Annotated in this window: 25 protein-coding genes; 8 read left to right on the top strand and 17 right to left on the bottom strand. The window is 59.0% G+C overall.

The window, feature by feature from the left end; all coding sequences use genetic code 11:
• Window positions 1-73: 73 nt before the first annotated feature.
• From nhaB to ACM6IO_RS24870, 3 genes are all read right to left on the bottom strand, one after another.
• Window positions 74-1,576 carry a sodium/proton antiporter NhaB gene (nhaB, locus tag ACM6IO_RS24880; protein ID WP_008029909.1) on the bottom strand — a complete coding sequence of 501 codons (1,503 nt, stop codon included), beginning with the start codon at window positions 1,574-1,576 and terminating at the stop codon, window positions 74-76.
• 78 nt (window positions 1,577-1,654) lie between these two features.
• On the bottom strand, window positions 1,655-2,944 hold the full coding sequence (locus ACM6IO_RS24875) for a hypothetical protein (protein ID WP_414912425.1): 1,290 nt from the start codon (window positions 2,942-2,944) through the stop codon (window positions 1,655-1,657).
• Window positions 2,945-3,225: 281 nt separating this feature from the next.
• Window positions 3,226-3,489 carry a hypothetical protein gene (locus tag ACM6IO_RS24870; protein ID WP_008040259.1) on the bottom strand — a complete coding sequence of 88 codons (264 nt, stop codon included), beginning with the start codon at window positions 3,487-3,489 and terminating at the stop codon, window positions 3,226-3,228.
• A gap of 343 nt (window positions 3,490-3,832) precedes the next feature.
• Here ACM6IO_RS24870 and ACM6IO_RS24865 point away from each other — a divergent pair, with 343 nt between their 5' ends.
• Entirely contained in the window at window positions 3,833-5,158 is a 1,326-nt protein-coding gene (locus tag ACM6IO_RS24865; RefSeq protein WP_008040261.1) for a sigma-54 dependent transcriptional regulator, read from the top strand.
• A 69-nt stretch (window positions 5,159-5,227) separates the two neighbouring features.
• Here ACM6IO_RS24865 and ACM6IO_RS24860 read toward each other — a convergent pair whose 3' ends face one another.
• From ACM6IO_RS24860 to ACM6IO_RS24820, 9 genes are all read right to left on the bottom strand, one after another.
• The gene (locus ACM6IO_RS24860; protein WP_008040263.1) at window positions 5,228-6,508 is read right to left on the bottom strand and encodes a transporter; all 1,281 of its coding nucleotides are present in this window, start codon (window positions 6,506-6,508) and stop codon (window positions 5,228-5,230) included.
• 46 nt (window positions 6,509-6,554) lie between these two features.
• The gene (locus ACM6IO_RS24855) at window positions 6,555-7,295 is read right to left on the bottom strand and encodes a hypothetical protein (protein ID WP_414912424.1); all 741 of its coding nucleotides are present in this window, start codon (window positions 7,293-7,295) and stop codon (window positions 6,555-6,557) included.
• 33 nt (window positions 7,296-7,328) lie between these two features.
• Window positions 7,329-8,009 carry a C39 family peptidase gene (locus tag ACM6IO_RS24850; RefSeq protein ID WP_008040267.1) on the bottom strand — a complete coding sequence of 227 codons (681 nt, stop codon included), beginning with the start codon at window positions 8,007-8,009 and terminating at the stop codon, window positions 7,329-7,331.
• A 62-nt stretch (window positions 8,010-8,071) separates the two neighbouring features.
• Entirely contained in the window at window positions 8,072-9,382 is a 1,311-nt protein-coding gene (locus ACM6IO_RS24845; RefSeq protein ID WP_414912423.1) for a heme utilization protein, read from the bottom strand.
• A gap of 51 nt (window positions 9,383-9,433) precedes the next feature.
• The gene (locus ACM6IO_RS24840; protein WP_192227105.1) at window positions 9,434-10,006 is read right to left on the bottom strand and encodes an adhesin; all 573 of its coding nucleotides are present in this window, start codon (window positions 10,004-10,006) and stop codon (window positions 9,434-9,436) included.
• A gap of 1 nt (window position 10,007) precedes the next feature.
• Window positions 10,008-10,442 carry a hypothetical protein gene (locus ACM6IO_RS24835; RefSeq protein WP_008040279.1) on the bottom strand — a complete coding sequence of 145 codons (435 nt, stop codon included), beginning with the start codon at window positions 10,440-10,442 and terminating at the stop codon, window positions 10,008-10,010.
• A 357-nt stretch (window positions 10,443-10,799) separates the two neighbouring features.
• Window positions 10,800-11,324, bottom strand: coding sequence for an AAA family ATPase (locus ACM6IO_RS24830; RefSeq protein WP_008040281.1), 525 nt, complete (start codon window positions 11,322-11,324; stop codon window positions 10,800-10,802).
• Window positions 11,321-11,884: a nicotinamide riboside transporter PnuC gene (gene pnuC / locus ACM6IO_RS24825; RefSeq protein WP_008040283.1), complete on the bottom strand. Its 564-nt coding sequence runs from the start codon at window positions 11,882-11,884 to the stop codon at window positions 11,321-11,323. Before pnuC ends, ACM6IO_RS24830 begins: the two co-directional genes overlap by 4 nt.
• 689 nt (window positions 11,885-12,573) lie before the next feature.
• Entirely contained in the window at window positions 12,574-14,208 is a 1,635-nt protein-coding gene (locus ACM6IO_RS24820; protein ID WP_008043778.1) for a methyl-accepting chemotaxis protein, read from the bottom strand.
• Window positions 14,209-14,501: 293 nt separating this feature from the next.
• On the opposite strand from ACM6IO_RS24820, the gene ACM6IO_RS24815 reads away from it, so the two are divergent.
• Window positions 14,502-15,332, top strand: a complete 831-nt coding sequence (locus ACM6IO_RS24815) for an undecaprenyl-diphosphate phosphatase (protein ID WP_008043777.1) — start codon at window positions 14,502-14,504, stop codon at window positions 15,330-15,332.
• Complete coding sequence (locus ACM6IO_RS24810) at window positions 15,329-15,754, top strand: DUF1294 domain-containing protein (RefSeq protein WP_008029882.1); 426 nt, start codon at window positions 15,329-15,331, stop codon at window positions 15,752-15,754. The genes ACM6IO_RS24815 and ACM6IO_RS24810 overlap by 4 nt, the downstream gene beginning before the upstream one ends.
• Here ACM6IO_RS24810 and ACM6IO_RS24805 read toward each other — a convergent pair.
• Both ACM6IO_RS24805 and ACM6IO_RS24800 read right to left on the bottom strand, forming a co-directional pair.
• Complete coding sequence (locus tag ACM6IO_RS24805) at window positions 15,751-16,110, bottom strand: MmcQ/YjbR family DNA-binding protein (RefSeq protein ID WP_008043775.1); 360 nt, start codon at window positions 16,108-16,110, stop codon at window positions 15,751-15,753. The two genes, ACM6IO_RS24810 and ACM6IO_RS24805, sit on opposite strands and share 4 nt — an antisense overlap.
• The gene (locus tag ACM6IO_RS24800) at window positions 16,107-17,015 is read right to left on the bottom strand and encodes a LysR substrate-binding domain-containing protein (protein WP_008029879.1); all 909 of its coding nucleotides are present in this window, start codon (window positions 17,013-17,015) and stop codon (window positions 16,107-16,109) included. The genes ACM6IO_RS24805 and ACM6IO_RS24800 overlap by 4 nt, the downstream gene beginning before the upstream one ends.
• Window positions 17,016-17,144: 129 nt before the next feature.
• Here ACM6IO_RS24800 and ACM6IO_RS24795 point away from each other — a divergent pair, with 129 nt between their 5' ends.
• Together ACM6IO_RS24795 and ACM6IO_RS24790 are read left to right on the top strand one after the other, a co-directional pair.
• Window positions 17,145-17,756: an FMN-dependent NADH-azoreductase gene (locus ACM6IO_RS24795; protein WP_008043774.1), complete on the top strand. Its 612-nt coding sequence runs from the start codon at window positions 17,145-17,147 to the stop codon at window positions 17,754-17,756.
• Between the two features lie 257 nt (window positions 17,757-18,013).
• A complete protein-coding gene (locus ACM6IO_RS24790) occupies window positions 18,014-19,051 on the top strand; it encodes an alpha/beta hydrolase family protein (protein ID WP_192227111.1) in 1,038 nt (345 codons plus the stop codon).
• A 185-nt stretch (window positions 19,052-19,236) separates the two neighbouring features.
• Here the strand turns inward: ACM6IO_RS24790 and ACM6IO_RS24785 are convergent, their stop codons facing one another.
• Together ACM6IO_RS24785 and ACM6IO_RS24780 are read right to left on the bottom strand one after the other, a co-directional pair.
• Window positions 19,237-20,424 (bottom strand): MFS transporter, encoded by a 1,188-nt coding sequence (locus tag ACM6IO_RS24785; RefSeq protein WP_192227112.1) that lies wholly within the window; start codon window positions 20,422-20,424, stop codon window positions 19,237-19,239.
• A gap of 291 nt (window positions 20,425-20,715) precedes the next feature.
• Window positions 20,716-22,305 carry an ABC-F family ATPase gene (locus ACM6IO_RS24780; protein ID WP_008026595.1) on the bottom strand — a complete coding sequence of 530 codons (1,590 nt, stop codon included), beginning with the start codon at window positions 22,303-22,305 and terminating at the stop codon, window positions 20,716-20,718.
• Window positions 22,306-22,799: 494 nt separating this feature from the next.
• On the opposite strand from ACM6IO_RS24780, the gene lpxO reads away from it, so the two are divergent.
• From lpxO to ACM6IO_RS24765, 3 genes are all read left to right on the top strand, one after another.
• A complete protein-coding gene (gene lpxO, locus ACM6IO_RS24775; protein WP_192227113.1) occupies window positions 22,800-23,699 on the top strand; it encodes a lipid A hydroxylase LpxO in 900 nt (299 codons plus the stop codon).
• A 160-nt stretch (window positions 23,700-23,859) separates the two neighbouring features.
• Window positions 23,860-24,216 (top strand): hypothetical protein, encoded by a 357-nt coding sequence (locus ACM6IO_RS24770; RefSeq protein WP_414912422.1) that lies wholly within the window; start codon window positions 23,860-23,862, stop codon window positions 24,214-24,216.
• A 51-nt stretch (window positions 24,217-24,267) separates the two neighbouring features.
• A complete protein-coding gene (locus tag ACM6IO_RS24765; RefSeq protein ID WP_414912421.1) occupies window positions 24,268-25,419 on the top strand; it encodes a PQQ-dependent sugar dehydrogenase in 1,152 nt (383 codons plus the stop codon).
• A 99-nt stretch (window positions 25,420-25,518) separates the two neighbouring features.
• Here ACM6IO_RS24765 and rimI read toward each other — a convergent pair whose 3' ends face one another.
• Entirely contained in the window at window positions 25,519-26,616 is a 1,098-nt protein-coding gene (gene rimI, locus ACM6IO_RS24760) for a ribosomal protein S18-alanine N-acetyltransferase (RefSeq protein ID WP_414912420.1), read from the bottom strand.
• Window positions 26,617-26,695: the final 79 nt, after the last annotated feature.

The following is a 26,695-nucleotide window of genomic DNA, read 5'->3' as shown; positions in this document are numbered from 1 at the left end:
AGCCTCGCTCCTACAAGTTAGCGGTGAATCTGTAGGAGCGAGGCTTGCCCGCGAAGGCGTCAAACCTGCCAACTCAAAGCCAGAAACTCACCGCATACCACCCCAGCACACCCATCACCACCGTATACGGCAACGCCATCCACACCATCCGCCCATACGACAGGCGAATCAGCGGGGCAATCGCCGACGTCAGCAGAAACAGAAACGCTGCCTGGCCATTCGGCGTCGCCACGCTCGGCAGGTTGGTGCCGGTGTTGATCGCAATCGCCAGTGTCTCGAAATGCTCACGGCTCATGTGGCCGGAGATGAACGCCTGTTTCACTTCGGTGATGTAAATGGTCGCGACGAACACGTTGTCGCTGATCGCCGAGAGCAAACCGTTGGCAATAAACAGCATGCCCGGTTGCTGATTCGCCGGCAGCGCCAGCACCCACTGGATCAGCGGCGTGAACAACTGCTGGTCGTGAATCACCGCCACTACCGCGAAAAACACCACCAGCAGCGCCGTGAACGGCATGGCGTCCTTGAAGGCGTTGCCGATGCGGTGCTCGTCAGTGATGCCTGTGAATGCGGTAATCAGCACGATCACCATCAAGCCGATCAAACCGACTTCGGCAATATGGAACGCCAGGGCGGCAATCAGTATCAGCGCCGCCAGCCCCTGAACGATCAGCGCAGCGCGTTGGTGTGAGGTGCGTTGGGCGTTGTCTTCGGCGGCGTAATTGGCCAGCACCGCGCGCACGTTGTCTGGCAGGAGCGTGCCGTAACCGAACCAGCGCAGTTTCTCCAGCAGCACGCAGGTCACCAGGCCCGCCACCAGCACCGGCATGGAAACCGGGGCGACTTTCAGGAAGAACTCAGAGAAGTGCCAACCCATTTCGTGGCCGATCAGCAGGTTCTGCGGCTCACCGACCAGCGTGCAAACGCCACCCAGTGCAGTGCCCACGGCGCCGTGCATCAGCAAGCTGCGCAGGAAGGCACGGAACTGTTCAAGGTCCCCGTGATGCAGCGTTGGCAGGTGCTGGTCATCGTTGAATTCGCTGTCCTGGCGCGGATCATTACCCGAAGCGACACGGTGATACACCGAGTAAAACCCCACGGCGGCACTGATGATCACGGCGGTCACGGTCAAGGCATCGAGAAAAGCCGAGAGGAACGCCGAAAGAAAGCAGAACATCAACGCCAGCATGGCTTTGGAGCGAACGCCGAGCAGCAGGCGCGAAAACAGAAACAGCAGCAGGTCTTTCATGAAGTAGATGCCGGCCACCATGAACATCAGCAGCAGAATCACCGGGAAGTTGTGCAGCAGTTCGTCATACAGCGCCTGGGGCGTGGTCATCTTCAGCAACAGCGCTTCGACCAGCAGCAAGCCGCCCGGCATCAGCGGATAGCACTTGAGCGCCATGGCCAGGGTGAAGATGAATTCCAGCACCAGCAGCCAACCGGCCGCTACCGGACCCACGGTCCACAGCACCAGGGCATTGAGAATCAGGAAACCGACAATACTGGCCTTGTACCAGCGAGGTGAGTGCCCGAGAAAATTATGCGCGAACGCCTGGGCCATTGAGCCGGACATCGGCTGCTCCTTGTATTAAGAAGCGCGCAACTTGCCGCAAGCGGTACGGAAGATCAAGCGCAGGAAAGCTCGGCAGGCCTATCCCAGATAGCGAGCGACGATTGCCCGGTAGTTGCCATCCAGCGAATAGCCGCCTACGACAATGTTGCCGTCGTCCTGCACGGCCAGCGACGTTGCGGTATCCAGGCTGCGACCCAGGCGGGTACGGACCCAGCCGATGCCTTTGCCAAACAGCTCGTCGAGTTGTCCGTCAGGACGATGCCGGGCCAGGATGAAGTCGGCTTCGACACCACCGATGGTCGCGCCAACGGTCAGCACACGCCCGTCTGCAAGGGCGTGGGCGGCGGTCCACTGGCAGCCACTGTGGCCGATCCCCAGCAAATGCGGCTGGCCACCGTTGCAATGGATGTCCGGGCGACCGTTGCTGTGTACTTTCAAGGCCATGCAATGCATCGGGTCGCGGCTGCTGCCAAAACAGTGCAGGTCGCCGTTGGCCTGCTGGACGACCTGGCTGACCTGGGCGTGACGCCCTTGTGCCAAGAAACTCATGAAGCCATCCACGGCGAAACGGTCGTCCAGGCTGCCGTCGCTTAGATAGCGCGCAAGCAGGCCTTCTTCAGGGAAGTTGATCGAGCCGCCCACCAGAATCCGGCCGTCGCGTTGCACCAGCAGGCTGCTGAGCCAGGTGTTCATCAGCAGGTGTCTGACCAGGACGAAGCCACGACCGTTGAAGGTGTCGTCCAGCGAACCGTCGGGGTTTAGTCGCACCAGCAGGCCGACGTGATCGGCCAGTTCAAAATGATGATTGGCCAGCAGGACCATCCGGCCGTCTTCCTGCACGCACACATCACAGGTTTCGGCGCCCGGTACGCCGGGGGGAAGCCAGGCATCCCGCACGCCCCGGGAAAGATTGCCCGGCAGGCGTACGACAAGGCGTCCGTTGTCGCCAAAGTCGGGGACCGGTTTGCCTTGCTGATCGAACAAGGCGAGGGCAGGCAGTGTCTGGTGCTCATTTTCATAGTGCAGGCCGGCCAACAGAATGCACCCGTCGGGCCGGATCAGCACTTTGCCACCCATGGACTCGAAGCCGGGTTCGAACTGGCTGATGACACTGCCTTGTTTGCCGAACGCCAGATCCGCCGAGCCATCCGCAAGCAGGCGGGCCAGACCGAAGCGGCTGCCGCTCGGGGTTCCGACCTTGGCCGCGACGAGCAGCCGGCCTTGTGAATCAATCGCGACGCCGGTGGCCATGCTCGACGTGCTGCCGGCGAAATACACCTGGGTTTTGCCGGCGCTGGCAAAGGTTTTGTCGAGCTCCCCGGCGGCGCTCAGCGTCGCAGGCAGGACCACAGCGGTCTGGGTTGACATGCACGCATCTCCTTGCGAGTCGTCTTGATCCAGGAGTTGGGGGGGCGACTTATAGTAGAAACATTCAATCCCTGAATGATTGGTTGCACAACTGTAATAACTAACAGACGGAGGGTCGTTTTGTGCCAGAACAGTGTCTTTTCGACCCACTGACAAGCCTGCCAAGTATTTGGCCGCGTTCAGGTACAAATAAATGTTGTGCGTGTTGTCTGCTGGCAAGGCCGGCAAACTAACGATCATGGAGGAGGGTGCGGATTACCGATAAGTAATCCGCAAAAAGATTAGTGCGGCATCGACCACGATTGCAGCGTGTAACCTTCCTGGCTCAGCTCTTTACGGGCTTCTTCCAGAACATGTTCCAATTGTGCCGGGTCGGTATAGGCACTGCTTGGGATCTGCTTGCGAATGCAGGTGTTGGTGCGGTCGATGACGGTCAGGCTGAGTTCGCCGTTGCCGTCTTGTGGGGCCCAGGCCACGCATTGAAATGGCTTGAACGCGCGGTCGGCAATCAAAAGAGCTTCGTTGATACGGAGCGGGGCGGTCATGGGGTCTTCTCTCTGTATGCCCAATCAAGTGATGTGCCGTCGGTTGGGCTTACCGTTCGGCTGGTTACTTGTACTGATGCCCGCAACCGGTGGGTGGGTCACATACAATTAAAAGAATTTTCAACTTTCTTTCATCGGTTCGAGGTTTCGACGGCTTTTGAAAGCTGGGTGAAAGGTTCAAGTCGTTAGGTAACTAATAAAGTTGCTTCTTATAACTGCTTGCGCGCACTTCCTATAGTCAATCGATACAAGACAGTGTCAAATTCTTGCTAGTGTTACAGCCAGATCCGCCAAATGATTGTTTTTAATAAAATTTCATAAAATTTGGCGTCAAGGAACAGTCATGATCGAAGCGCCTGCGTTACGACGTCTGTTAGTAGTGGACCCTTGCGACGACTGTCATCGCCTGCTGCCAGGTCTGCGTTCTGTAGGTTGGGACGTTGATAGCTGTACGCTGGAAAATGCCGCTGACCGAACCTGCGACGTCGGCCTGTTGCGGCTCCAGCCTTTTCATCTGGAGCACCCCGATGCGGTCAAGGAACTGATCAGCCGCAGCGGCACCGAATGGATCGCTGTGCTCAACCAGGAAGTCCTGCGGCTGCAAAACGTCGGGGACTTCGTCTGCGAATGGTTTTTCGATTTCCACACCTTGCCGTTCGATGTCTCCCGGGTTCAGGTGACGCTGGGTCGGGCGTTCGGTATGGCGCGCTTGCGTGGTCAAGGCACGGTTCACATCGATCAGCCCGAACACGAGCTGCTCGGTGACAGCAAACCGATTCGCGAACTGCGCAAACTGCTGAGCAAACTGGCGCCAACCGAATCTCCGGTGTTGATTCGCGGCGAGAGCGGGACCGGTAAAGAACTGGTCGCCCGCACCCTCCATCGGCAATCCCAGCGCCACAGCAAACCCTTTGTCGCGATCAATTGCGGCGCAATTCCCGAACACCTGATCCAGTCCGAATTGTTCGGCCACGAGAAAGGCGCCTTTACCGGCGCCCATCAGCGTAAGGTCGGGCGGATCGAAGCGGCCAATGGCGGCACTCTGTTTCTCGACGAGATCGGTGACCTGCCGCTGGAGCTACAAGCCAACCTGCTGCGCTTTCTCCAGGAAAAACACATCGAACGCGTGGGCGGCAGCCAGCCGATTCCGGTCGATGTGCGGGTGTTGGCGGCGACCCACGTCGACCTTGAAGCGGCCATCGAGAAGAAACGCTTCCGCGAGGATTTGTATTACCGCCTCAACGTGCTGCAAGTGGTCACCGCACCGCTGCGTGAGCGGCATGGCGACCTGTCGATGCTGGCCAACCATTTCTCCCATTTCTACAGTCATGAAACCGGCCGTCGTCCGCGCAGTTTCAGCGAGGACGCACTGATCGCCATGGGCAAGCACGACTGGCCGGGCAACGTGCGGGAGCTGGCCAACCGTGTACGTCGCGGGCTGGTTCTGGCGGAAGGCCGGCAGATCGAGGCGCGTGACCTCGGGCTGATCAGCCAGCATACAATCGCCGCACCGATGGGCACCCTCGAAGACTACAAGACCCGCGCCGAACGGCAGGCGTTGTGCGATGTATTGAACCGCCACAGCGACAACCTGAGTGTCGCCGCCCGAGTGCTGGGCGTGTCGCGGCCAACCTTCTACCGACTGCTGCACAAGCACCAGATCCGTTAGGGCGGGGCTAAACGAAAAGGCCCGCTGCGATGAACCTCGCAGCGGGCCTTTTTCATTCAGGTGTAGCGGTTAGAAGTAGTACGGGAATTTCAGGCTGAAGGAAAAGTCTGGCGCGTCGTCGGTCAGGCCGATGGCCAGGTTGGGGACGATCGTCAGGTTGTCGGTGGCTGCCATGGTCATGCCGATGTTGAAGTTGGCCGCGTTGTAATCGCTGTTGGAAATTGATTGCCAATCGCCGCCGTCGGGCTTGATCTTGCTCTTGCGGGCGAACTGGTCGGTGAACGAGAACGACATACTCATCTTCTCGTTCAAGGCGAATGCAATGCCGGCGCCGACTTGCCAGGAATCGCCCAGTTTCACGTCCCCTTTCACCTTGGAGCCGACCTGAGGGCTGATGTCGCTGAAAGAGTCCTCCATGTTGTAGGTGTAGGCCAGGGTGCCGAACAGCACGGCCGGGTCGAAGGTCTTGACCAGCGAGATACCCGGGGTGATCGACCAGACACCATTGCCGGTAGGCAAGTCCTCGGGGACCGCGAGGTTGTCGTTGTTCGGGTCTTCGACCAGTTTGATGCCGTAAGGGTCCTTGCCGGTCGGTGCCTTGACGCGCAGTGTAAAGACCGCGTCTGGCAGACTGACCGACTCATCCAGAAACTTGTAAGCAACGCCAACGTTCACATCGCCGATGGTCGGGTCGCGGGTGACGGTTGCGTCCGACGTCACGGGGCCAGCGCCACCGGCGCCACCGGAGGAATACGTCGACTCGCGATACACCACGGGGACGTTAATGTCGAACTGCCAGCGTTGCGCCACGTTGTAGCGGGCGGTCAGGTCCAGTGTCCAGTTGTCGGCCTTGATGCGGTCGAGGTTGATGTTGCCGAGGAAAATCGAGTCCAGTGCCAGAAAACCATTGAGCGTCAGCGCGCGTGTATCGAAGTGCGTGTAGGTGAGGCCGGTTTCGACACTGAACTTGCCGCCGCCGAAGAACCCGCTGGCTTCGTCATACAGGTTGGACACGCTTTGCGCAGGCTCGGCATCCTCTTTGAGCGATTGGCCGTATGAACTGCCTGTGGTGCCCGGCGCACCGGCGGCCACCGTCTGGCCACCCCTGGTCGGCTCGGCAGGGGATTTGGTCAGGCGTTTGGGGGCCGGTGTCGCAGGTGCTTCTTCTACTTGGCGAACGCGCTGTTCAAGTACCATCAGCGCGTTCTGTTGTGCTTCGTAACGCTGTTTCAACTCCATGAGTTCTTGTTTTAATGCTTCGACCTGGGGGTCCGGTGCTGCGTACAGCAATGTGGCCGGGGCCAGGCTACTCAAACAAACGATAGCTCTGAGCGTTATAGATCGGTGCATGGGTTAGCCGTCCCTTCTGACTGCATCTAATGAGACTGAGCGTAGATCAGAATCCTAGAGTGCGAACTCCTTTGAGTTGGTCCAGGTTGCCGTTCATTGAGCCGGTTGATGGCAGGTTGTCGCGCAGTACAACGTTGATCGACATCATGTTTCTGACCTGGTTACCACCGCCAAGCAGGGTCGCGTTTTGCATCAGCCCGCCTTGGGCAAGGCGCTGCACGGTGTTGCCCTGGTTGTTGTTGGCGATGATGTTGAGCTGCACGCCCGTGCCGGTGGCGGAAATACTCATCGCGCCGGCACCGTTGGTGTGGTTCAGGGTTGAGCCCGAGGCCAACGCTTGCCCCTGGTTGTCCATCTGTGGTGCCTGGCTACCTCTGCTGACGTTGAGATCAACGTTGTTGTAAGCGCTGTTGTTGTCGCCGGCAGCGCGCACAACCTGAGTGACGCCCTGGGTAGTGCTCAAACCGTTACCGCCGCTGACGGTCCCGGTGCCCTGAGAAACCGCCGAGCCATCGCCATTCCGATCGATCATCGACACATAGAACTGTGGCTTGATGGTCGTTTGTTGAATTTGCATCGAGGAGGTTGCCCCGATCACCTGACCGTTGGCATTTTGCCAGGTGCTGGTCATGACAATCCCGAAACTGATGACGCGCCCCGGCATGACATAGCGGCCTCGCAGGTTCGCCAGTTCCTGATCGCTCAGTTCAATAGGTTTGAACGTCTGTGCCTGGGTTGGCAGGCTGGCGGCCAGGCAAGCCAAGGCCAGCCAGATTGGAGTCTTCATTAGATGCTCCCGGAGCGTCATGCTCCCTTGTTATTAGAAGAAGTCGCTTCGGATAAATCCGAAGTCCAACAACTCTGCGTCTTGCACCGGGCTGAAGGTGTCGAGGCGGTTCTTGGCGGTCAGTGGCACGGGAGGGTCGAGCAGCGCGTTGGTTTTGTCGTAGCCCTGGCCAATGACAGCAAAGATGATGCCGTTCCAGCCTTTGACAAAGTCGTCGACTTGGTAGCGTTTATGACCGAGTACCGGATCTCCGATGTATACCCAGCCCTTGTGGACTTTTTGCAGGACCACAAAATGTTTGTAGCCACGGATATCCATGAGGACCACGACCGGAATTCTGATGTCGTTCAGCGTTTCCGGCGCCACCCGGTAGCCACGGGCCCGCATGCCGATACTTTCCACGTAACGCTTCATGTCGAGCATGGAGAAGCCCTGAACGCGGACAAGGTCTTGATCGGCGTATGCCAGCATGCCTTCGATGATCTGTTCTTCGTTCACGTCCAGCCAATAGGCCTGGCGCAATATGGTCGCCAGCGCAGCTGCGCCGCAACTGAAGTCGGTTTTCTGTTGCACCAGGTCGGCAAATTTACGCTCGCGTATGCTCTGGATCGGCTTGTACACCACCGCGCCGCCCGGCAGGACGGAAAGCGGCATTTGTGCAGCCTCGATCACACTGGACACACAAAGCAAAAGTACCAAGGCGATAATGCGCATGGTGGGACGCCCTCTGGTTGTGTTGAAAAAGGCCCCCGTGAGGGGGCCTCCAGAGACAGCCATCAGAACGATTGGTTGGAAATGGCCAACGAGTTGCTTTGTTGGTTACCCACACCGGCAGCCACGTTGACGCCGAGGTTGCCACTGCCGCCATTCACCGAACCGCTAAGGGTTGCAGTGTTGGTGACAGGGTTAGCCCAGCCATTTGGGGTCAGGATTTGATAGGAAACAGTGTTGCTCAATTCCCATGCATTGCTTTCGCTGTAGCCCTTCTCTTCGTGTTTGGTAGAAGCGGACGATTTCTCGCCTGATTTCTCGAACGAAGAGTCAAACGATTTTGAGAACGAAGAATCGAACTTCTTCTCGAACGAAGAGTCGGTCGATTTTGAGTGTTCTGTATCGATAGATGCTTTAAGCGATGCGTCAACCGATAGGTCGACAGACTTGCTGCGAGTGCGATCGCCATAGCCGTTATTATGAGTAACGGTTTTGGTAACATTCGCATCTGCGGTCAACATAGCTTCCACAGCAGCATGGCTGGTGGAGCTCTTGTCGGTGCTTTTTGATCCGATTGCTTCAAAGTGCTTGGTGCCACTGACGTCAAAACTGCTAGCACCTTTCTTGGTCCAGTTGCTGGACGCGCTCTTATCAATGTTCAACTCGGAGTTATGACTGAAAGAGGAATTACCGCTTTTGGTTGTGGTTAGCGTCACCGTCGTCAGGGCGAAGTTCCGATCGGCGTTGTTATTCACTACCAGACCAGGACCATTCTGATCGGCGGAGGCGGTGGCTGTTGCGTTACCCAGCGGCGAATTGGAGTTGGCAATCGCCATGGTGTTTTTCTGTTGGTTCAGGTCGCCACCGGCAATGTTGATCCCCATATTGCCGTTGCCACCATTGCCCGATGCGCTCATCACGGCAGAGGCTGTGGTGTTGTAGTTGTCGACCTTGTTGTGGTTGCTGTACTGCTTGACGCTGGCAGTGGCAGTGGCAACCCCGAACACGAAGGAGTTATCCAGAGCGGAAGTGGCGCCAGCGTTCGCGATGGCGGCAGCGTTGTCCTGTTGGTTGCCGTCGCCTGCCGCCACGTTGATACCGACGTTGCCGTCGGCGCCTGTGGCAGAGTCGGTCATCTCTGCCTTGTTAATAGTCCCTTCGTTACGGATGCGATTGTTGGTGCTGCTTTGTTTGTCGTAGGCATTGGCAGTCGCGTAAACAGGGATCTTCATTGGAGGAGGATTGTGGTGACCGTTGTTATGATGGCCATTGTGGTGGTCATCGTGACGCCGATCGTTTTGCCCAGCTTGTACAGCAACAGCCATGACCGCAGCAATTGCGAAAACCAGAGGCTTGAGTGCCGTCGAAGGTTTCATGGTGATTCTCCGTACTTATTTTAGGTTAAGTGTTGTTCCTAACTGTTTGGGTCAATCCGCGACCCGTACGTTCAGGGTGTTGGCCATTCGGTTTCCCACCCCGGCGCTCTGATTCAACTGAATCACCCCGCGGCTACCGGTGAATGCCTGGTCACTGGTAGAGACCTGGCGATAGCCTGGTGCAGAGTCAGTCGGATCGGAGTTTTTGATCAGCGCCACGTTCTGTTGCATGAGGACGCTGTCGTCGATACTTTGCGGTTGATTGCTGATGCTTATCCGCAGGGCATTGGCTTGCTGAGTGCTGGCACCGGCGCTCTGGTTGACACCCAGTACGCCGTAGCCGCGGCTGAAGGAGTCGCCCTGAATGCTGGCTCGAGCATCCATCCTGGGGTCGACTTCGGTATGCAATCGTTGGCGAATCTGCGTGGTCGCGCTGGCGCCATGGCCCATGGCGATGGCCCGGGCATTAGCCTGTTGCTGCTGATCGCCGGCAGCCTGGTTGACCGCGAAGTTACCTTGGTACTGCGCGCCCGAATTACTGATGTCGGCATTATTGATAACGGGGGGTTGAGCAAAGCTCGATGCGCTGCAAAACATAGCGATAATCAGCAGCTTACGATTCATCTCAACGGCCTCCCGTAATGACGTTCAGACCGCTCAGGCCACGCTGGACGCTTGAATTGACCAGGTTGGAAATACCGTTGCCCGAACCTCCCGAACGTCCGGCGGGAAGGTTGGAAAGCTGATTCTGGGTGGTGATGTTGCCGCCCAGGTTTGTGTTGCCTAACGTGACGAGGCGGGAGATCCCGGCACCACTGGCGACGTTGGCAAAGTCGCCGTCGTTCAACTCGTTCGTTTGCCTGAGGATTTGTTGGCTCGGGTTGGCATTTGCGGTCGTGGGGTTGGGGTCGGGAGCCACCGGCGCTTGCACGGCGTTTCGTGTCTGGACATCACGCTTGATAATGATGATGCCGTCGTCGGCCTGGACACTTGAGCCCAATGCGCATCCGATCAGGAGGAGGCAGGTAAAGCCTTTATTGAAAGTATTGAAAGTCCCCACAGTGGCAATTCCTTCTTTTTGTGGGCTGGCCCTAGTCAGCGATGTGAAGGAGAGAGCGAATGCTGTGCCGTTTTTTGAATTTTGTTTTAATTCAACGGGTTAAAAATTTTGTCCGGGAGGGCGATGTCGGTGCTGTTTCACGTCTGAGACGGGCGCTGGCGCTTTTGCCCAACAAAAGCGGTTGCAGTGCTCTAGATCAATGCTTTGCGCCGAGGTGTATTGGGGGCTTAACAGCTGACGGGCGAAGAGGGTGCAGACCGCTGAAACGGCCTGTTTGGGGTGGGGTGGGTGTAACAGGTATGGACACTTTTGCCCCCAAAACAGGGGAATTACTGGGTGAAAACCCCTAAAAACGGGTCAGGGGTTCAGCAGCAGGGTGACGGCTTGCAGTGCCTGAAATCGCCGTTCCGCCCAGTTTCCCTGCAGAATTTGAAAAGGCTGTTGATGGGTTTCAAGCCATGTCAGGGTTGCGTCGAAAAATGCCCGGCGCTCGCTCAAATCGGGTTGGCAGCGTTGGCCATCATCCTTCCAGTCGACCTGTTCGGGAGACAGCAACAGATGCAAGTCGTACTGGCGAGCCAGCAGCGCCTGCTCGATCCACGCGGGGCAATCGCCAAACAGGGTCTGGCTCCAGAGGATGTTACTCAGCAGGTGGGTGTCGAGAATCAGCAACGATGGCTGTCGGGCGCGGGCCTCGTCTTCCCATTGCAATTGCCCGCGGGCGATCTCCGGAATGTCGGCCAGGCAGGTATCACGCGGGTTTTGTTCGATGAACCAGCGGACATATTCGTCGACCAGCATCCCGCCGAAATGCGCTTGCAACTCGGCCGCGAGCCAGCTCTTGCCGCTGGATTCAGGGCCGGTGAGTACCAGGACTTTCATGTGCGCAATGCCGGGTCAGTGCGCCATTCCCGCCAGCCTTGAACCGCGATCACGGCAAACAACGCATAGAGCCCGGCGGTCAAGTACATGCCCTTGTAGACGAAGAGCCCGACGAAAATCACATCCAGGGTGATCCACAGTGGCCAGCATTGAACGCGCTTTTGCGCCATCCAGACCTGCGCCACCAGGCTGAACCCCGTCAGTGCCGCATCGAGCCAGGGCTGCGCGGCATCGGTCCAGTGCGCCATGGCCGCGCCGAGCAACAGACTGCCGATGGCACCGATGGCCAGACCTGTCGCGATCGATTTGCCCTTGAGTTGGCTAACCTGCCGCCCTTGCCGCGCAACCCCCGCGCGGGTCCACTGCCACCAGCCATAGAGCTGCAACGCGGCGTAGATCACCTGCAACAGCATGTCCGAATACAGCTTCACTTCAAAAAAGACCCAACTGTACAGCGACACCATGACCAGACCGATCGGCCAGCACCAGGGGTTCTGTTTGACCGTCAACCAGACGGCAATGACACCGAGGGCGGCGGCAAACAGTTCAAGCCCGGACATGGAGGTTCCTTGGAGCAGACGAAGAGGGGAGCGAATTGTACCCGGATTGCAGCGGATGAGGCTGTGCTGGCGAGGGAGAAAACACCCGTTGACCTGTAGGAGTCCGGCTTGCTGGCGATGGCGATTTCATGGGCGCTATCGCCAGCAAGCTGGCTCCTACGGATCGCGGGGGTGTTGGGGATTGTGGGTTCACCCAAAACCTGTAGGAGCCCGGCTTGCTGGCGATGACGGTTTCACGGACGCCATCGCCAGCAAGCTGGCTCCTACGGATCGCGTGGGTGTTGGGGATTGTGGGTTCACCCCAAACCTGTGGGAGCCCGGCTTGCCGGCGATGGCGATTTCATGGGCGCTATCGCCAGCAAGCTGGCTCCTACAGGTCGCGGGGGTGTTGGGGATTGTGGGTTCACCCCAAACCTGTAGGAGTCCGGCTTGCCGGCGATGGCGATGTCATGGGCGCTATCGCCAGCAAGCTGGCTCCTACGGATCGCGTGGGTGTTGGGGATTGTGGGTTCACCCGAAACTTGTAGGAGCCGGCTTGCCGGCGATGGCGATTTCATGGGCGCTATCGCCAGCAAGCTGGCTCCTACAGGTCGCGAGGGTGTTGGGATTGTGGGTTCACCCGAAACTTGTAGGAGCCGGCTTGCTGGCGATGGCGATTTCATGGGCGCTATCGCCTACAAGCCAGGCGCCTACACGCGGAATTGTTTGAGCAATCCATTCAACTGCTCACTCAGTTCCTTGAGGTGGACGCTGGCCACGCTCGACTGTTCCGCCGCCAGCGCCGTGCTGTGGGACAAACCGGCTGCCTGGGTCACGTTCTGGTTGATGTCTTCGACCACATGGGCCTGTTGCAGGGTGGCGCTGGCAATGGAAGCGTTCAACCCGTTGAGGTTGCGCAGTGCCTGGCCAATGGCATTCAGGCTTGCACCGGCGAGGCCGGCCTGTTCGATGGTCAGTTGCGAGGCGCGGCTGCTGTCGCCGATGACCTTGACCGCCGCTTCGGAATGGCTTTGCAGGCGTTCGATCATTGCCTGGATCTCGGCGGTGGACTTCTGCGTGCGCTGGGCCAGCAGGCGCACCTCATCGGCGACGACGGCAAACCCGCGACCTTGTTCACCGGCACGAGCGGCTTCGATGGCCGCGTTGAGGGCCAGCAGGTTGGTTTGCTCGGCGATTGAGCGGATCACTTCCAGCACGCTGCCGATCTGAGTGCTTTCGGCGGCGAGGGTACGGATGACCTCCACGGCCTGATCAATCGTTGAAGACAGCTTGTCGATTTGTTGCAGGCTGCTGTCGATGTTGACCTGGCCCTGCTGCGCCTGAGACTCGGCATCGCGCATCTCGCTGGCGGCGTGCTCGGCGTTCTTCGCCACGTCCTGCACGCCATAGGTCACTTCATTGATGGCCGTGGCCACCAGTTCCATCTGTTGCGATTGCTGCTGGCTGCGTTGCTGGGCCTGGACGGCGTCGTTGCCCAGTTCGCTGGACGACTGGCCCAGGGCGCTGGCGGACACCTGCAATTCGCTGATCACCAACCGTAGCTTGGCGGTGAACGCATTGAAGTGGTGTGCCAACTGCGTGACTTCGTCCTGACCGTGGGTGTCGAGGCTGCGAGTCAGATCGCTCTCGCCGCTGGCAATGTTGGCCATGGCGTTCACGGTGTCCTGCAGCGGACGGACGATGCTGCGGGCAATCAGGATCACCAGCAGCGCCATGAAGGCGGCGATCACCAACCCGACCACTGTCGCTTTCCAGACCTGGCCCATGAACTCGGCTTGCATGTCATCTATATACACGCCCGAGCCGATCACCCAGCCCCACGGTTCGAAGAGTTTGACGTAGGAGGTTTTTGCGACCGGCTCGCTGGCGCCCGGTTTCGGCCACCGATAGTCGATCGGGCCGGCGCCCTTGGCCTTGGCGAGGGCGACCATTTCATTGAACACCGCAAAGCCGTCCGGGTCGCGGATCGCCGAGAGGTTCTGGCCATCGAGTTTGGGGTTGGCCGGGTGCATGATCATCACCGGCGTCAGGTCGTTGATCCAGAAGTAGTCGTTCTGGTCATAGCGCAGGCCGCGAACGGCGGTCAGCGCCTGTTTCTGCGCAGCTTCGCGGGTCAGCGTGCCGGCAGTTTCGAGCCCGTGGTAATAGGTCAGAATGCCGCTGGCCGTCTGCACGACGTGCTGGGTTTTCTGCGCCTTGGCGTGATACAGGTCCTCGTGAATCTGCTTGAGCATCAACACGCCCAACGTCAAAAGCATCATGACGGCCACGATCAAAATCAACCACAAACGCCGGCTGATCGACATATTGCGCAAGCTGTTCATAACGCTGTCACTCCTGTTTCTTTTTCTTGTAATAAACGACCGCCAGCATCCAACCACATTTTGCCGATCGGGCATATCCGACCCAAGTCCAATAACGTGGCAGCGTTATTCAGCCTTGTCTGATAGGATTTCGGCCCCGCACGGAAAAACCTGAATCCAAGTTGATTTTTCACGGAATTTTTACGGTTTCGTCTGGATTCTGTGCGCGTCTGGCTGCAGCTGCGCTGATCGCAGTCAATGTTTTGAAAAATATTAACGGGGCATGCCGTGGCGCATCGCTTCTTGGGGGATTGATGGATCTTTGGACCGCCTTTCAGGCATTGATACTTGGCGTTATAGAAGGGCTGACGGAGTTTTTGCCCATTTCCAGTACCGGACACCAGATCATCGTGGCCGACTTGCTCAATTTCGGTGGTGAACGGGCCATTGCCTTCAACATCATTATTCAACTGGGTGCGATTCTGGCGGTGGTGTGGGAGTTTCGTCGCAAGATTCTCGATGTGGTGACCGGTTTGCCAACGCAGCCCGGCGCCCGACGCTTTACCGCCAACCTGTTGATTGCCTTCATGCCGGCCGTGGTGTTGGGGGTGATTTTTTCCGACTTGATTCACCACTACCTGTTCAACCCGATTACGGTCGCGTCGGCGTTGGTGGTGGGCGGGATCATCATGTTGTGGGCTGAAAAGCGTCAGCATGAAGTGCATGCTGAAACGGTCGATGAAATCACCTGGCAAGATGCGCTTAAAGTCGGTTTCGCCCAGTGCCTGGCAATGATTCCCGGTACATCGCGTTCCGGCTCGACCATCATTGGCGGGTTGCTGTTTGGCCTGTCGCGCAAGACCGCTACCGAGTTCTCCTTCTTCCTGGCAATGCCGACCATGGTCGCTGCGGCGGTGTACTCGGGCTACAAATACCGCGACCTGTTCGTCCCGGCCGATTTCCCGGTGTTCGCCATCGGCTTTGTCACTGCGTTCATTTTCGCAATGATTGCCGTACGGGGCTTGCTCAAGTTCATCGCCAGCCACAGCTATGCGGTGTTCGCCTGGTACCGTATTGCATTTGGCCTGGTCATTCTCGCCACCTGGCAGTTTGGCTGGGTTGACTGGACAGCGGTCAAGCCATGAATGACACCCGCGCACGCAACAATCCCGGACGCCAGTCCGGGGGCGGAATCCAGAACCCACGGCTGAAACTGCTGGTGTTCGCGATGGTGTGTGCGCTGCCGTTGTTCGGCTCGATGTCGTTCTGGCTGCGAGGGGTTTCGCTGATTCCCCTTGCGGCCTATGGCATCGTCAGCGTGCTGGCGTTCTTCCTTTATTGGAGCGACAAGCGCAAGGCCCGGACCGACCGCTGGCGCACGCCGGAAAACGTGTTGCATGCGGTGGAACTCGCCGGCGGCTGGCCGGGCGCGTTGCTGGCCCAGCAGGTGTTTCGGCACAAGACCCGCAAAGTGTCGTTTCAGTTGCTGTTCTGGGTGATCGTGCTGCTGCATCAAGTGTTCTGGATCGATCAACTGTTCCTGGGCGCCAATCTGGCACTGCTTTAAAGCAGCAGCCCGACCTGCGTGCGTTTGGGCAGTTTGCTCACCACCAGTTGATGGGAACGTTGCAGCAGCCCTTGCAGTTCTTCGCTGCCCAGCGGGTAGGGCGTTTGCATGATGATCCACTGGGCCCGGGCCAGATACGGCGCCGGATGAATGCCCGGGCGGTCGCAATGCCCCAGAAACAAGTCCTTGTCGACCTTGAACGCCAAAGAGTCGCCCCGCAGGTTCTGCAGGGCGAACATCTTGTTTCCGGCAATCGAAAACACCCGCACGCCACCCCACTTGTAATCTTCCCGCGCACCCGGCAGCGCGAGACAGAATTGCGCGACATCCTCTTCGCTCATACGCCCAGCCTTCATATCAGTCGGTCCCCACAGGCATTGAATGATTCGATCAAATGGTCGAGCCAGGCGCGAACGGCCGGCATCACTCCGCGCCGATGAGGGTAGACCGCTTGCAGCCAGCCGCCAGGCAAAGACCAGTCGGGCAGTAACTGCACCAGCGCGCCGCTTTCCAGTTCCTGCTCGCAATACATCATCGGCAGCATGGTAAAACCCTGGCCGGCGAGGGTGCAGGCCCTGCGCACGATAAAGTCATCGATGCCCAGTCGCGCTTCGAGCGCGAGTTCATGACTTTTACCCTGTTGGTCGAGCATGCGGATGTGCACCATACGGTCCGCTTCCAGAGCGCCGAGCACCGGCAAGCCCTTGAGGTCTTCGGGATGATTGATTGCTCGTCCATGAAGAAAACCCGGACTGGCCACCATCAGCATCTGCGCCTGACGCAGGCGCCGGGTCACCAGCAGCGGGTCTTCATCACCCGGTTCGCGAACTCGCAACGCGACGTCGACGCCCTCGGTCACCAGATCGACCCGGCGGTTTACCAGCATGACCTCCAGCTGGACATGAGGGTATTTCTCGAGGAATTTGCTGATCACCGTTGGCAACATTTCGTGAGCCAGCCCGACGGGTGCGGACACCCGCAAGCGTCCGCGCGGTTCGCTGGACATGCTGGCCACGGCCTCATCGGCCATCTCGGCTTCCAGCAACATGGCCTGACAGTGGCGCAAATAGCGCTCGCCCACAGCGGTTAACTTAAGCTGCCGGGTGGTGCGTTGCAGCAGGCGCGCACCCAGGCGTTCTTCCAGTTCGGCGATGCGGCGCGACAATCGTGATTTGGGAATCCCCAGCAAACGCCCGGCTGCCGCGAAACCGCCGGCTTCGACCACTTTGGCGAAGTAATAGAGGTCATTGAGGTCTTGCATGGTGTTAACTCGATTGTTCTATCAGTGAGACGAACTATCGCATTGTTGCAGTCTAATCAGCTATTGGTTTCGTCTGTAGGATTGTCTCCATCAGATCGCCTCGTGGCGGTCCTCACCTGGAGATCCCATATGAAACTGCTGCATATCGATTCGAGCATTCTTGGTGACAACTCGGCTTCCCGTCAGCTGAGCCGCGAAGTCGTCAGCGCCTGGCAAGCTGCCGAGCCGACCGCCGTCGTGACCTACCGCGACCTGGCCAGCGATGCCATCAGCCACTTCTCCGCCACGACCCTGGTCGCCGCCGGCACCTCCGCTGAACTGCGCAACGCCGCCCAGCAGCACGAAGCCGAACTGAGCGCCTCGACACTGGCCGAATTCCTCGCCGCCGATGCCGTCGTCATCGCAGCACCTATGTACAACTTCACCATCCCGACCCAACTCAAGGCCTGGATCGACCGCATCGCCGTTGCCGGTCAGACCTTCCGCTACACCGAAGCCGGCCCTGAAGGCCTGTGCGGTGGCAAGAAAGTCGTGATCGTGTCGACTGCCGGCGGTTTGCACGCAGGTCAGGCGAGTGGCGTTGCGCACGAAGAGTATTTGAAGTTGCTGTTCGGTTTCCTCGGCATCACCGACATTGAATTCGTCCGTGCCGAAGGCCTGGCGTACGGTGATGAAGTCCGCACCAAAGCCATGAGCGCTGCTCGCACTCAGATCAGCGAGCAACTGTTCGCCGCCGCGTAAGGCTTGCGTAAAGTTGTAAATCAGCTCGGGCAACACCCCAAAAAACTCTGTATTCTGATCCCGCAAGGTCAGATACGGAGTTTTTTGTTTCTGATCATTGCGTAATCTTTCATGTTGTGGCCCAGGTTATGCAGTCGAGGGTTTAACGTCCCCGTTCTGTAACGACCTTGGTGGCCGCAATTGCTGGTACAAGGCCGCTTCCTCGGTAATCGATGGAGAACGGGCTTCCCGGTCAAGTAACAAAGGTGGGGCATCCCATGGTGCGTCTTTGGGCAACGTTACTGATTTGCCTGCTCAGCAGCCTGAATTCAGTGCACGCCGCGCCTGCGCCACATCCTCACTGGAGCGTCGGTTTCCATGAGATGAGTTTTCTCGACCCACTGGACCTGCAACCGATGCGCGCCATCGCGTTCTACCCCTCCAGCGACCGCGAACACTCCAGTAAACTCGAGGGCTACACGGTCGAAGCGGGCGAAGACACCCGCGTCGCCATTGGCCGCTTCCCGATGCTGATGCTGTCCCACGGCAACACCGGAACCCCGATGGCCCTGCACGACCTCGCCACATCGCTGGCGCGCAAGGGTTTTGTGGTGGTGGCGGTGATTCATCCCGGCGACAACTCGAAAGACCACAGCCGCCTCGGCACCTTGAGCAACCTGTATGGGCGGCCGATCCAGATTTCCGAAGCCATTACCGCGACCTTGGGCGACCGCATGCTCGCGCCGTTCGTCAATGCCGATCAGGTGGGGGTGATCGGTTATTCGGCCGGCGGGGAGACGGCGCTGATTCTGTCGGGGGCGACGCCGGATCTGGATCGTCTGCGTCGCTATTGCCAGGAACGTCCGGACGACCACGATGCCTGCAACACCCAGGGTGAACTGATTGTCGACCGTGATGACCTGCAACCGGTGGCGGATCCACGGGTGCACGCGCTGCTGCTGATGGCGCCGTTGAGCCTGAAATTCGGCCGTCATACCCTGGCCGACGTGCATGTGCCGGTGCTGCTGTACAGCGGTGACGGCGACAAACTGGTGGCCTTCGACAAAAACGCCGCCGCGTTGGCGCGCAAACTGCCGACCGCACCGGACTTCAAGCTACTGGCGGGGGCAGGGCACTTCGTGTTCATGGCACCGTGCAACGAAGAACAGATCAAGGCGATGCCGGCGCTGTGCACCGATGCCGACGGTGTCGATCGCGAGGACATCCATCGCAACATGATCTCCGAAGCGGGGCGCTTCTTCTCCCACGCACTGGGCAAACCGACCCGCGCCGGCATGCAAACCGCCGATCAATAGGATCCACACACCACTGTAGGAGCCGGCTTGCCGGCGATGGCGCCCATGAAATCGCCATCGCCAGCAAGCCGGGCTCCTACAGGTCTGCGGCGCCCCCACAAACCCCGGCACCCCCGAATCCGTAGGAGCCGGCTTGCTGGCGATGGCGTCCTCGGAATCGCCATCGCCAGCAAGGTTTGTGTTGATCAGGCTGTAGCGCGGCGTTTCAGTAGCAGAGTCAGGGCCAGGCCGGTGATCGACAACATTGCCGCACTGAAGAAAATCCACGAGTACCCCATGTTCAACGCCACCGCGCCCATCAGCGGTCCGGCAATCGCCAGCGCCAGATCGAAAAACACCGCGTAAGCACTCAAACCCGCGCCGCGACTGGAATTGGGCACCTGTTTAATGGCTTCTACCCCCAGCGCCGGGTACACCAGCGACAGGCCAAACCCGGCCAGACCCGCGCCAATCAGGGCGAAACCGGTCGACGGCGCGAGCCACAGCAGCACCAGGCCCACTGTTTCAATGCTCATGCAGACAATCGCCGAGGTGAATCCACCAAAACGACTGATGCTGGAAATGAACAGCAGTCGCGCCAGAATGAAGCAGACACCGAACACCGTCAGGCAGTACGCGGCGCCGGTCCAGCCACGGTTGACGTAATACAGGGTAATAAAGGTGGTCAACGTGCCGTAGCCGATCGACGCCAGGCTCAAACTCGCGCCGAACGGCGCAATACGCCCGAACACCGCCCAGAACGGCAGGCGTTCACCGCGAACCACTGGCACCGACGGTTTATTGCGGATCAGCAGCAGCGCCAACGCAGCCAACAATGACAGCGCAATGCCCAGGCTGGCAAAACCATACGCGGCCACCATCACGACGCCCAATGGTGCACCAATCGCGATGGCGCCGTAGGACGCGATGCCATTCCACGAGATCGAGCGCGCGGTGTGTTCCGCGCCGACCTGGCCCATGCACCAACTGATGGTGCCGACGCCGATCAAGCCCTGAGCGATGCCCAGCAACAAACGACCGGCGATCAGAATCAACAGGCTCGTCAGCGGAAAGCTTTGCAGCAGCGTCGACAGCAACGTCAGCGCGCCGCTCAAGACAATCCCCGCCAGCCCGTAAACAATCGATCGTTTCGTGCCGATGCTGTCCGACATGCGCCCGGCCATCGGGCGGCTGAGCAGGGTGGCGAGGTATTGCGAACCGATGGTCAGCCCTGCGACGACAGCGCTGAACCCGAGTTGTTCGTGGACATAACCCGGCAACACAGCAATCGGCAGGCCGATGCAAAGGAAGGCAATAAAGGTATAGAAAACGATGGAGACGATCTGCAGGGTGATCGCCATGGAGCTTTGCGGTGGCAGTTGCTGCGCAGACATGAGGGCTCGTTCGCGGGCGGCGGTGGGAGAGGTCCATCATGGCGTGGGTGTGGAATAAAAGAAAGCAGGCTAACTATATTCGTTGAGCCCGAGGGCCTCTTCGCGGGCAAGTCGGATCGCCGCACCGCTCGCTCCTACAGTGTTTTTTGTCGATCCCGAAATTCGCGTACGACTCGATACTGTAGGAGCGAGGCTTGCCCGCGAAGAGGTCTTGTGCACCAGCAATTTCATTGGCCATGAAATGCAAAAAGCCCCGTCACATGGACAGGGCTTTTCATTTATAGCGAACGCTTAGAACACAACGCCTTGGCTACGCAGGTAATCATCATAAGTACCGCTGAAGTCGATCACGCCGCTAGGGCTCAACTCGATGATGCGGGTGGCCAGCGACGATACGAACTCACGGTCGTGGCTGACGAAGATCAGCGTGCCCGGATAGTTCTCCAGCGCCAGGTTCAGCGCCTCGATGGATTCCATGTCCAAGTGGTTGGTCGGTTCGTCCATGATCAGCACGTTCGGTTTTTGCAGGATCAGCTTGCCGAACAGCATGCGACCTTGCTCACCACCGGAGATGACTTTGACCGACTTCAGAATCTCGTCGTTGGAGAACAGCATGCGGCCGAGGGTGCCGCGAACCAGTTGCTCGCCGCCCTGGGTCCACTGGCCCATCCAGTCGAACAGGTTGCAGTCGTCTTCGAAGTCGTGCGCGTGGTCCTGGGCGTAGTAGCCCAGTTCCGCGGCGTCGGTCCACTTCACGGTGCCGGCATCCGGGGTCAATTCGTTGACCAGGGTGCGCAGCAGGGTGGTTTTACCGATACCGTTCGGGCCGATGATCGCAACGCGCTCGCCAGCTTCAACCTGGAAGCTGAAGTCCTTGAAGAGTGTCTTGCCGTCGAAGCCTTTGGCCATGCCCTCGACGATGACCGCTTGACGGTGCAGCTTCTTTGTTTGTTCGAAGCGGATGAACGGGCTCACACGGCTCGAAGGCTTGACCTCGGCCAGCTGGATCTTGTCGATCGCCTTGGCGCGGGAAGTGGCCTGCTTGGCTTTCGAGGCGTTGGCCGAGAAGCGGCTGACGAACGATTGCAGCTCGGAAATCTGAGCCTTCTTCTTGGCGTTGTCCGACAGCAGTTGCTCGCGGGACTGGGTCGCCACGGTCATGTACTCGTCGTAGTTGCCCGGGAACAGGCGCAGCTCGCCGTAATCCAGGTCAGCCATGTGGGTGCACACGCTGTTCAGGAAGTGACGGTCGTGAGAGATGATGATCATCAGGCTGGAGCGCTGGGTCAGCACGTTTTCCAGCCAGCGGATGGTGTTGATGTCCAGGTGGTTGGTCGGTTCGTCGAGCAACAGTACTTCAGGATCGGAGAACAGCGCCTGCGCCAGCAATACACGGAGTTTCCAGCCTGGGGAAACCTCGCTCATCGGGCCAAAGTGCTGCTCGATGCCGATACCCAGGCCCAGCAACAGTTCGCCGGCACGGGACTCGGCGGTGTAGCCGTCCATTTCGGCGAATTCGGTTTCCAGCTCGGCCACGGCCATGCCGTCTTCTTCGGTCATTTCCGGCAGCGAGTAGATGCGGTCGCGCTCGGCTTTAACCTTCCACAGTTCTTCGTGACCCATGATCACGGTGTCGATCACGGTGAATTCTTCGTAGGCGAACTGGTCCTGGCGCAATTTACCCAGACGCACGTTCGGCTCGAGCATGACCTGACCGCCGGAAGGCTCGAGGTCGCCACCGAGGATTTTCATGAAAGTCGACTTGCCGCAGCCGTTGGCGCCGATCAAGCCGTAGCGGTTGCCCGCGCCGAATTTGACCGAAACGTTTTCGAATAGCGGCTTGGCGCCGAACTGCATCGTGATGTTAGCTGTAGAGATCAAAGGTTTTTCCTGCGAAGCATTCAGAGTAGCTAGGGTTGCGGCAGTACCGATTCAGTACCCGTTTCCGGTATTCAAACCACGGGAAATACATCCCGATCAGAAGCGGAAGGTCCATCTGGCAATAAGTGGACAGCAGCAGTTGGAGCGCTTGGCCCGAGTCGAAGTGCGCTGAGACGGGGTTCATTCCCGTCATCAACCAAGGGGGGCGCGTAATGTTTGGCGGCGATTGTACTGGTCTGGCTCTTTAAACGATAGGGCGTTTAGGCCGCACGGATGCTTTGGCGGTACAAGTGGACAGATTTTCACAGTTGAACGCTAACTATTTGTTACAACTCGTGGCTAAAATGCCATCTTTCAACCGGATGCCGACCGCCGGCATGCTCAAGGACGCGCCTCAGGGACGCTGTTTCGTATTCAGACGCTGCACAAGACCCTTGGGCCGTCGGGCCTGTCAGGGGACGCAGTTTGTTCACTTCTGACGTGTGACGATTTCCGTGAAACTCATCATTGCCGCTATTTATGTTGTATCGATTGCGTACGTCCACCTGCGCGGTCGGGTGCGCCACAAGCTGGGCCGCCAACTGAGCGATCACTCGACGTTTCTCGCGCCGATCAATTGCTTCCTGTACCTGTTCTCGAAAATTCCCAACAAACCGTATCTCGATCCGGCCGACTTCCCGGACCTGAGCCCCTTGCAGACCCATTGGGAAGAAATCCGCGCCGAAGGTCAGAACCTGCTCAAGGCGGGTGAGATCAAGCGCTCGAACCAGTACGACGACGTCGGCTTCAACTCGTTCTTCAAAACCGGCTGGAAGCGCTTCTACTTGAAGTGGTACGGCGACAGTCATCCTTCGGCAATGAAGCTTTGCCCGCGCACCACCGAACTGGTGCAGAGCATCGGTTCGATCAAGGCGGCGATGTTCGCCGAACTGCCGCCCGGTTCGAAACTGGTACGTCACCGGGACCCGTATGCCGGTTCCTACCGTTATCACCTGGGCCTGGAGACTCCGAACGACGCCGGTTGCTACATCAACGTCGATGGCGAGAACTATCACTGGCGTGACGGTGAAGCGGTGATGTTCGACGAGACCTTCATTCATTACGCCGAAAACACTACGCAGCAGAACCGCATCATTTTGTTCTGCGACATCGAGCGCCCCATGAAGTATCGCTGGGCAGCGGCGTTCAATGGCTGGTTCAGCCGCAACGTGATGTCGGCGGCCGGTGCACCGAACGAAGTGGGCGACAAGACGGGTGGCATCAATCGACTGTTCACCAGAATCTACAAGATTCGCCTGCGCGGCAAAGCGTTGAAGAAGCGCAACCGCACACTCTATTACCTGGAGAAGTGGGCGATTTTTGCCGGGTTGCTGGCGATTTTTGTCTGGATCTGATTGACGCGTCGCGGCTGCCCATGGCCCGGCGCAAAGTTTTCAGCGGCGTACAAGCCAGTCCTGGCAGGGGATCAACTTCGTGTTACATGGTTTTGGTTAACAAATCCGAACCCTCGGCGTAGCGTGCTATCGAAGGCTGTATCACCTCGAGAGGCTGGCCATGAACCGATTAGCGTTTGGCATCATCACGATGGCATTGACGGGCGTGCTGAGCCAACTGGCCCAGGCCGACACCCGGTTATCCGCATTCCCGATGCTGTTGGCCCAGAGCCCGACGGGCGCCGCCAGCAATCCTTACAACAGCCCGATTCGCCGGGCCAACCCCAATAGCATGCAAGGCACACAACCCAGTGCGCCGGTTATTCGCGGGCCCAATACCGTGCCTGTTCCTCGGCCGCCAACGCTGGACAACGGCGGCATTGGCAACCGCTATCCCCAGGATCGATCGGCGCCTGTCAGCCCACCGAAATTCATCCCTAATCCACCCCCTCGGGACACAGGCACCAGCAATCGTTGAGCAGCAGGACGCACGTCTTGCCAGCCATTCAGTCGACAAAAGGAATCGTGCATGTTGCGTAAAACCCTCCTGGCTACCGTTTGCGCCAGCGCCCTGATCAGCACCGCCGCGCCGGTTTTCGCGGCGTCCGTGCAAGCGCTGAAAAGTGAACAGGGCACCCTTGAGGTCACGGCCATCGCCAAGGGGCTGGATCATCCGTGGGCCTTGGCGTTTCTGCCGGATAGGCAAGGGATGCTGGTGACCGAACGGCCCGGCAACCTGCGCGTGGTCAGCGTCGACGGCAAACTTTCGGCACCGCTCAGTGGCGTACCGAAGGTCTGGGCCAAAGGGCAGGGTGGCCTGCTCGACGTGGTGCTGTCGCCCGATTTCAAACAGGACCGCACGGTCTATCTGTCCTACGCCGAAGGTGGCGGCGAGGGAAACAAGGCCGGCACGGCGGTCGGTCGCGGGCAACTGTCGCAAGACCTGACGGCGATCAGGAATTTCAAAGTGATCTTCCGTCAGGAGCCCAAACTCTCGGTCGGCAATCACTTTGGTTCGCGACTGGTGTTCGACCGTGACGGCTACCTGTTCATCACCCTCGGCGAGAACAATGACCGGCCAACCGCGCAGGATCTGGACAAGCTGCAAGGCAAGGTCGTGCGGATCTACCCGGACGGCACGGTGCCCGACGACAACCCCTTTGTCGGCCAGGCGGGCGTGCGTCCGGAAATCTGGTCGTACGGCCAGCGCAATCCACAAGGCGCGGCGCTCAATCCCTGGACCGGCGTGCTCTGGGAAAACGAACACGGCCCGCGTGGCGGTGACGAGATCAACATCATCGAACGTGGCAAGAATTACGGCTGGCCGCTGGCGACCCATGGCATCAACTACTCCGGTCAACCGATCCCGGAAGCCACGGGCAAGACCGCCGAAGGCACTGTTGCGCCGCGCCACGTCTGGGAAAAGTCTCCCGGCCTGAGCGGCATGGCGTTTTACGACGCTGACCGCTTCAAGGCGTGGCAGCACAACGTGTTCATCGGTGCGCTGGTCAGTCAGGAGTTGATACGCCTGCAGTTGGACGGCGACCGGGTGGTTCACGAAGAGCGCTTGATGGGCGAGCTGAACAAACGCATCCGCGACGTGCGGCAGGGGCCGGATGGGTATTTGTATGTGCTCACCGATGAGACGGATGGAGCCTTATATAAGGTTGGTCTGAAGTAAGCCTTCGCGAGCAAGCCCGCTCCCACATTTGACTGCGATCCAATGTGGGAGCGGGCTTGCTCGCGAAGGCAGCGGTAGACTCGACACAAAATGCAGTGATTACCCCCGGCGATAAAGAATCACCGCCGCCCGCAACTTGCCACGCCCGAAACTGCACATCTTCTCGAACTCCCCATGGCTGACCGGCAAATGCTGGCAGTCCATGGGCTGACGATGCTGGCTATGGTCGACATCCGGGTCGTGCAGGTACACAAATTCCTCATCGCAATCAGTGACGATCACCCAGTGCGGCGACTTGGAGCGGGTCAGCCGATAACTGCTGATCAGCACCAGCGGCTGTCCGCCGTCGTTCAGTAACCGTGGCAGGTCCAGCGGACCACCGAGCACCTGTTCGACGTCAATCGTTCCCAACTGAGCCATGAACTCCTCGTGCACCAGGCGCATGACGTCTTTTTTATGCTCATCGCGCACGCCATCGAGAAACAACGGCCCGGCCATGCTCACTTGCAGGCGCACACGAAACCCGCGTCGCGCCGCCGCCAATGCCAGACCTTGAGGGCTGCACCCGCCGTGGCCAGAGGTCATGAACACGGTGGTTGCTTCGCGCCAGATCTGCAGTTCTTCGCGGCGCTCCAGCACTCGACCGGTTTGCAGTGCGCCCATGGCCATCAACAGGCACGCGGGGCCGCAGGTGAAATCGGTGGTCTGGGCGTACCAGGGCACGTTGATGTTGCGCGAGTCATGGTGCTGAAGGATGCGTTTCTCCAGGCGCAGCGCATCGGCATGGTCCTGGTAATAATCATGGATCAGCGCGAAGCGCCGGTAACCGTTGCGCTCATACAGGGCGATGGCGGCGGGGTTGTCGATGCGCACTTCCAGCCGCAGGTACGCGCAGTCGTGTTCCAGGGCGCAGGCCTCGATGCGTTCCAGCAATTGCTTGCCGAGCCCACTGCCGCGAGCCTGTTCGGCGATGGCAATCGAGTAGAGCCGCGCCAGCGATGTGCCCCGGTGAAACAACACCACCGCGTAACCCAGCAATTGCTCGCCACGCTGGGCCACCAGCAGTCGTCCGTGAGCGCGGCTGATCATCCATTGAAAGCTGCGGCTGGTGAGCCGGTCCGTGGTGAAACATTGCTGTTCAAGTGCCAGCAACGCGGGTAAGTCTTCAACTACCGCCAAGCGAAAGACAGGATTCATATGACCGCCGTAAAAGTTGCGTAACGAAACGGGACTTTCGAAAAAGTTCGTGCTTAATAGGAAAGGTCTTGTTCTCCAA

The organism is Pseudomonas sp. IT-P44, from assembly GCF_949768225.1.
GTDB classification, from domain to species: domain Bacteria; phylum Pseudomonadota; class Gammaproteobacteria; order Pseudomonadales; family Pseudomonadaceae; genus Aquipseudomonas; species Aquipseudomonas migulae.
The sequence above is the reverse complement of the archived record's forward strand: the minus strand, read 5'-3'. Positions and strand labels throughout refer to the sequence as shown.

Coding starts and splice junctions, on each gene's coding strand:
- nhaB (WP_008029909.1), bottom strand. CDS start 1,576: ATGTCCGGCTCAATGGCCCAGGCGTTCGCGCATAATTTTCTCGGGCAC.
- ACM6IO_RS24875 (WP_414912425.1), bottom strand. CDS start 2,944: ATGTCAACCCAGACCGCTGTGGTCCTGCCTGCGACGCTGAGCGCCGCC.
- ACM6IO_RS24870 (WP_008040259.1), bottom strand. CDS start 3,489: ATGACCGCCCCGCTCCGTATCAACGAAGCTCTTTTGATTGCCGACCGC.
- ACM6IO_RS24865 (WP_008040261.1), top strand. CDS start 3,833: ATGATCGAAGCGCCTGCGTTACGACGTCTGTTAGTAGTGGACCCTTGC.
- ACM6IO_RS24860 (WP_008040263.1), bottom strand. CDS start 6,508: ATGCACCGATCTATAACGCTCAGAGCTATCGTTTGTTTGAGTAGCCTG.
- ACM6IO_RS24855 (WP_414912424.1), bottom strand. CDS start 7,295: ATGAAGACTCCAATCTGGCTGGCCTTGGCTTGCCTGGCCGCCAGCCTG.
- ACM6IO_RS24850 (WP_008040267.1), bottom strand. CDS start 8,009: ATGCGCATTATCGCCTTGGTACTTTTGCTTTGTGTGTCCAGTGTGATC.
- ACM6IO_RS24845 (WP_414912423.1), bottom strand. CDS start 9,382: ATGAAACCTTCGACGGCACTCAAGCCTCTGGTTTTCGCAATTGCTGCG.
- ACM6IO_RS24840 (WP_192227105.1), bottom strand. CDS start 10,006: ATGAATCGTAAGCTGCTGATTATCGCTATGTTTTGCAGCGCATCGAGC.
- ACM6IO_RS24830 (WP_008040281.1), bottom strand. CDS start 11,324: ATGAAAGTCCTGGTACTCACCGGCCCTGAATCCAGCGGCAAGAGCTGG.
- pnuC (WP_008040283.1), bottom strand. CDS start 11,884: ATGTCCGGGCTTGAACTGTTTGCCGCCGCCCTCGGTGTCATTGCCGTC.
- ACM6IO_RS24820 (WP_008043778.1), bottom strand. CDS start 14,208: ATGAACAGCTTGCGCAATATGTCGATCAGCCGGCGTTTGTGGTTGATT.
- ACM6IO_RS24815 (WP_008043777.1), top strand. CDS start 14,502: ATGGATCTTTGGACCGCCTTTCAGGCATTGATACTTGGCGTTATAGAA.
- ACM6IO_RS24810 (WP_008029882.1), top strand. CDS start 15,329: ATGAATGACACCCGCGCACGCAACAATCCCGGACGCCAGTCCGGGGGC.
- ACM6IO_RS24805 (WP_008043775.1), bottom strand. CDS start 16,110: ATGAAGGCTGGGCGTATGAGCGAAGAGGATGTCGCGCAATTCTGTCTC.
- ACM6IO_RS24800 (WP_008029879.1), bottom strand. CDS start 17,015: ATGCAAGACCTCAATGACCTCTATTACTTCGCCAAAGTGGTCGAAGCC.
- ACM6IO_RS24795 (WP_008043774.1), top strand. CDS start 17,145: ATGAAACTGCTGCATATCGATTCGAGCATTCTTGGTGACAACTCGGCT.
- ACM6IO_RS24790 (WP_192227111.1), top strand. CDS start 18,014: ATGGTGCGTCTTTGGGCAACGTTACTGATTTGCCTGCTCAGCAGCCTG.
- ACM6IO_RS24785 (WP_192227112.1), bottom strand. CDS start 20,424: ATGTCTGCGCAGCAACTGCCACCGCAAAGCTCCATGGCGATCACCCTG.
- ACM6IO_RS24770 (WP_414912422.1), top strand. CDS start 23,860: ATGAACCGATTAGCGTTTGGCATCATCACGATGGCATTGACGGGCGTG.
- ACM6IO_RS24765 (WP_414912421.1), top strand. CDS start 24,268: ATGTTGCGTAAAACCCTCCTGGCTACCGTTTGCGCCAGCGCCCTGATC.
- rimI (WP_414912420.1), bottom strand. CDS start 26,616: ATGAATCCTGTCTTTCGCTTGGCGGTAGTTGAAGACTTACCCGCGTTG.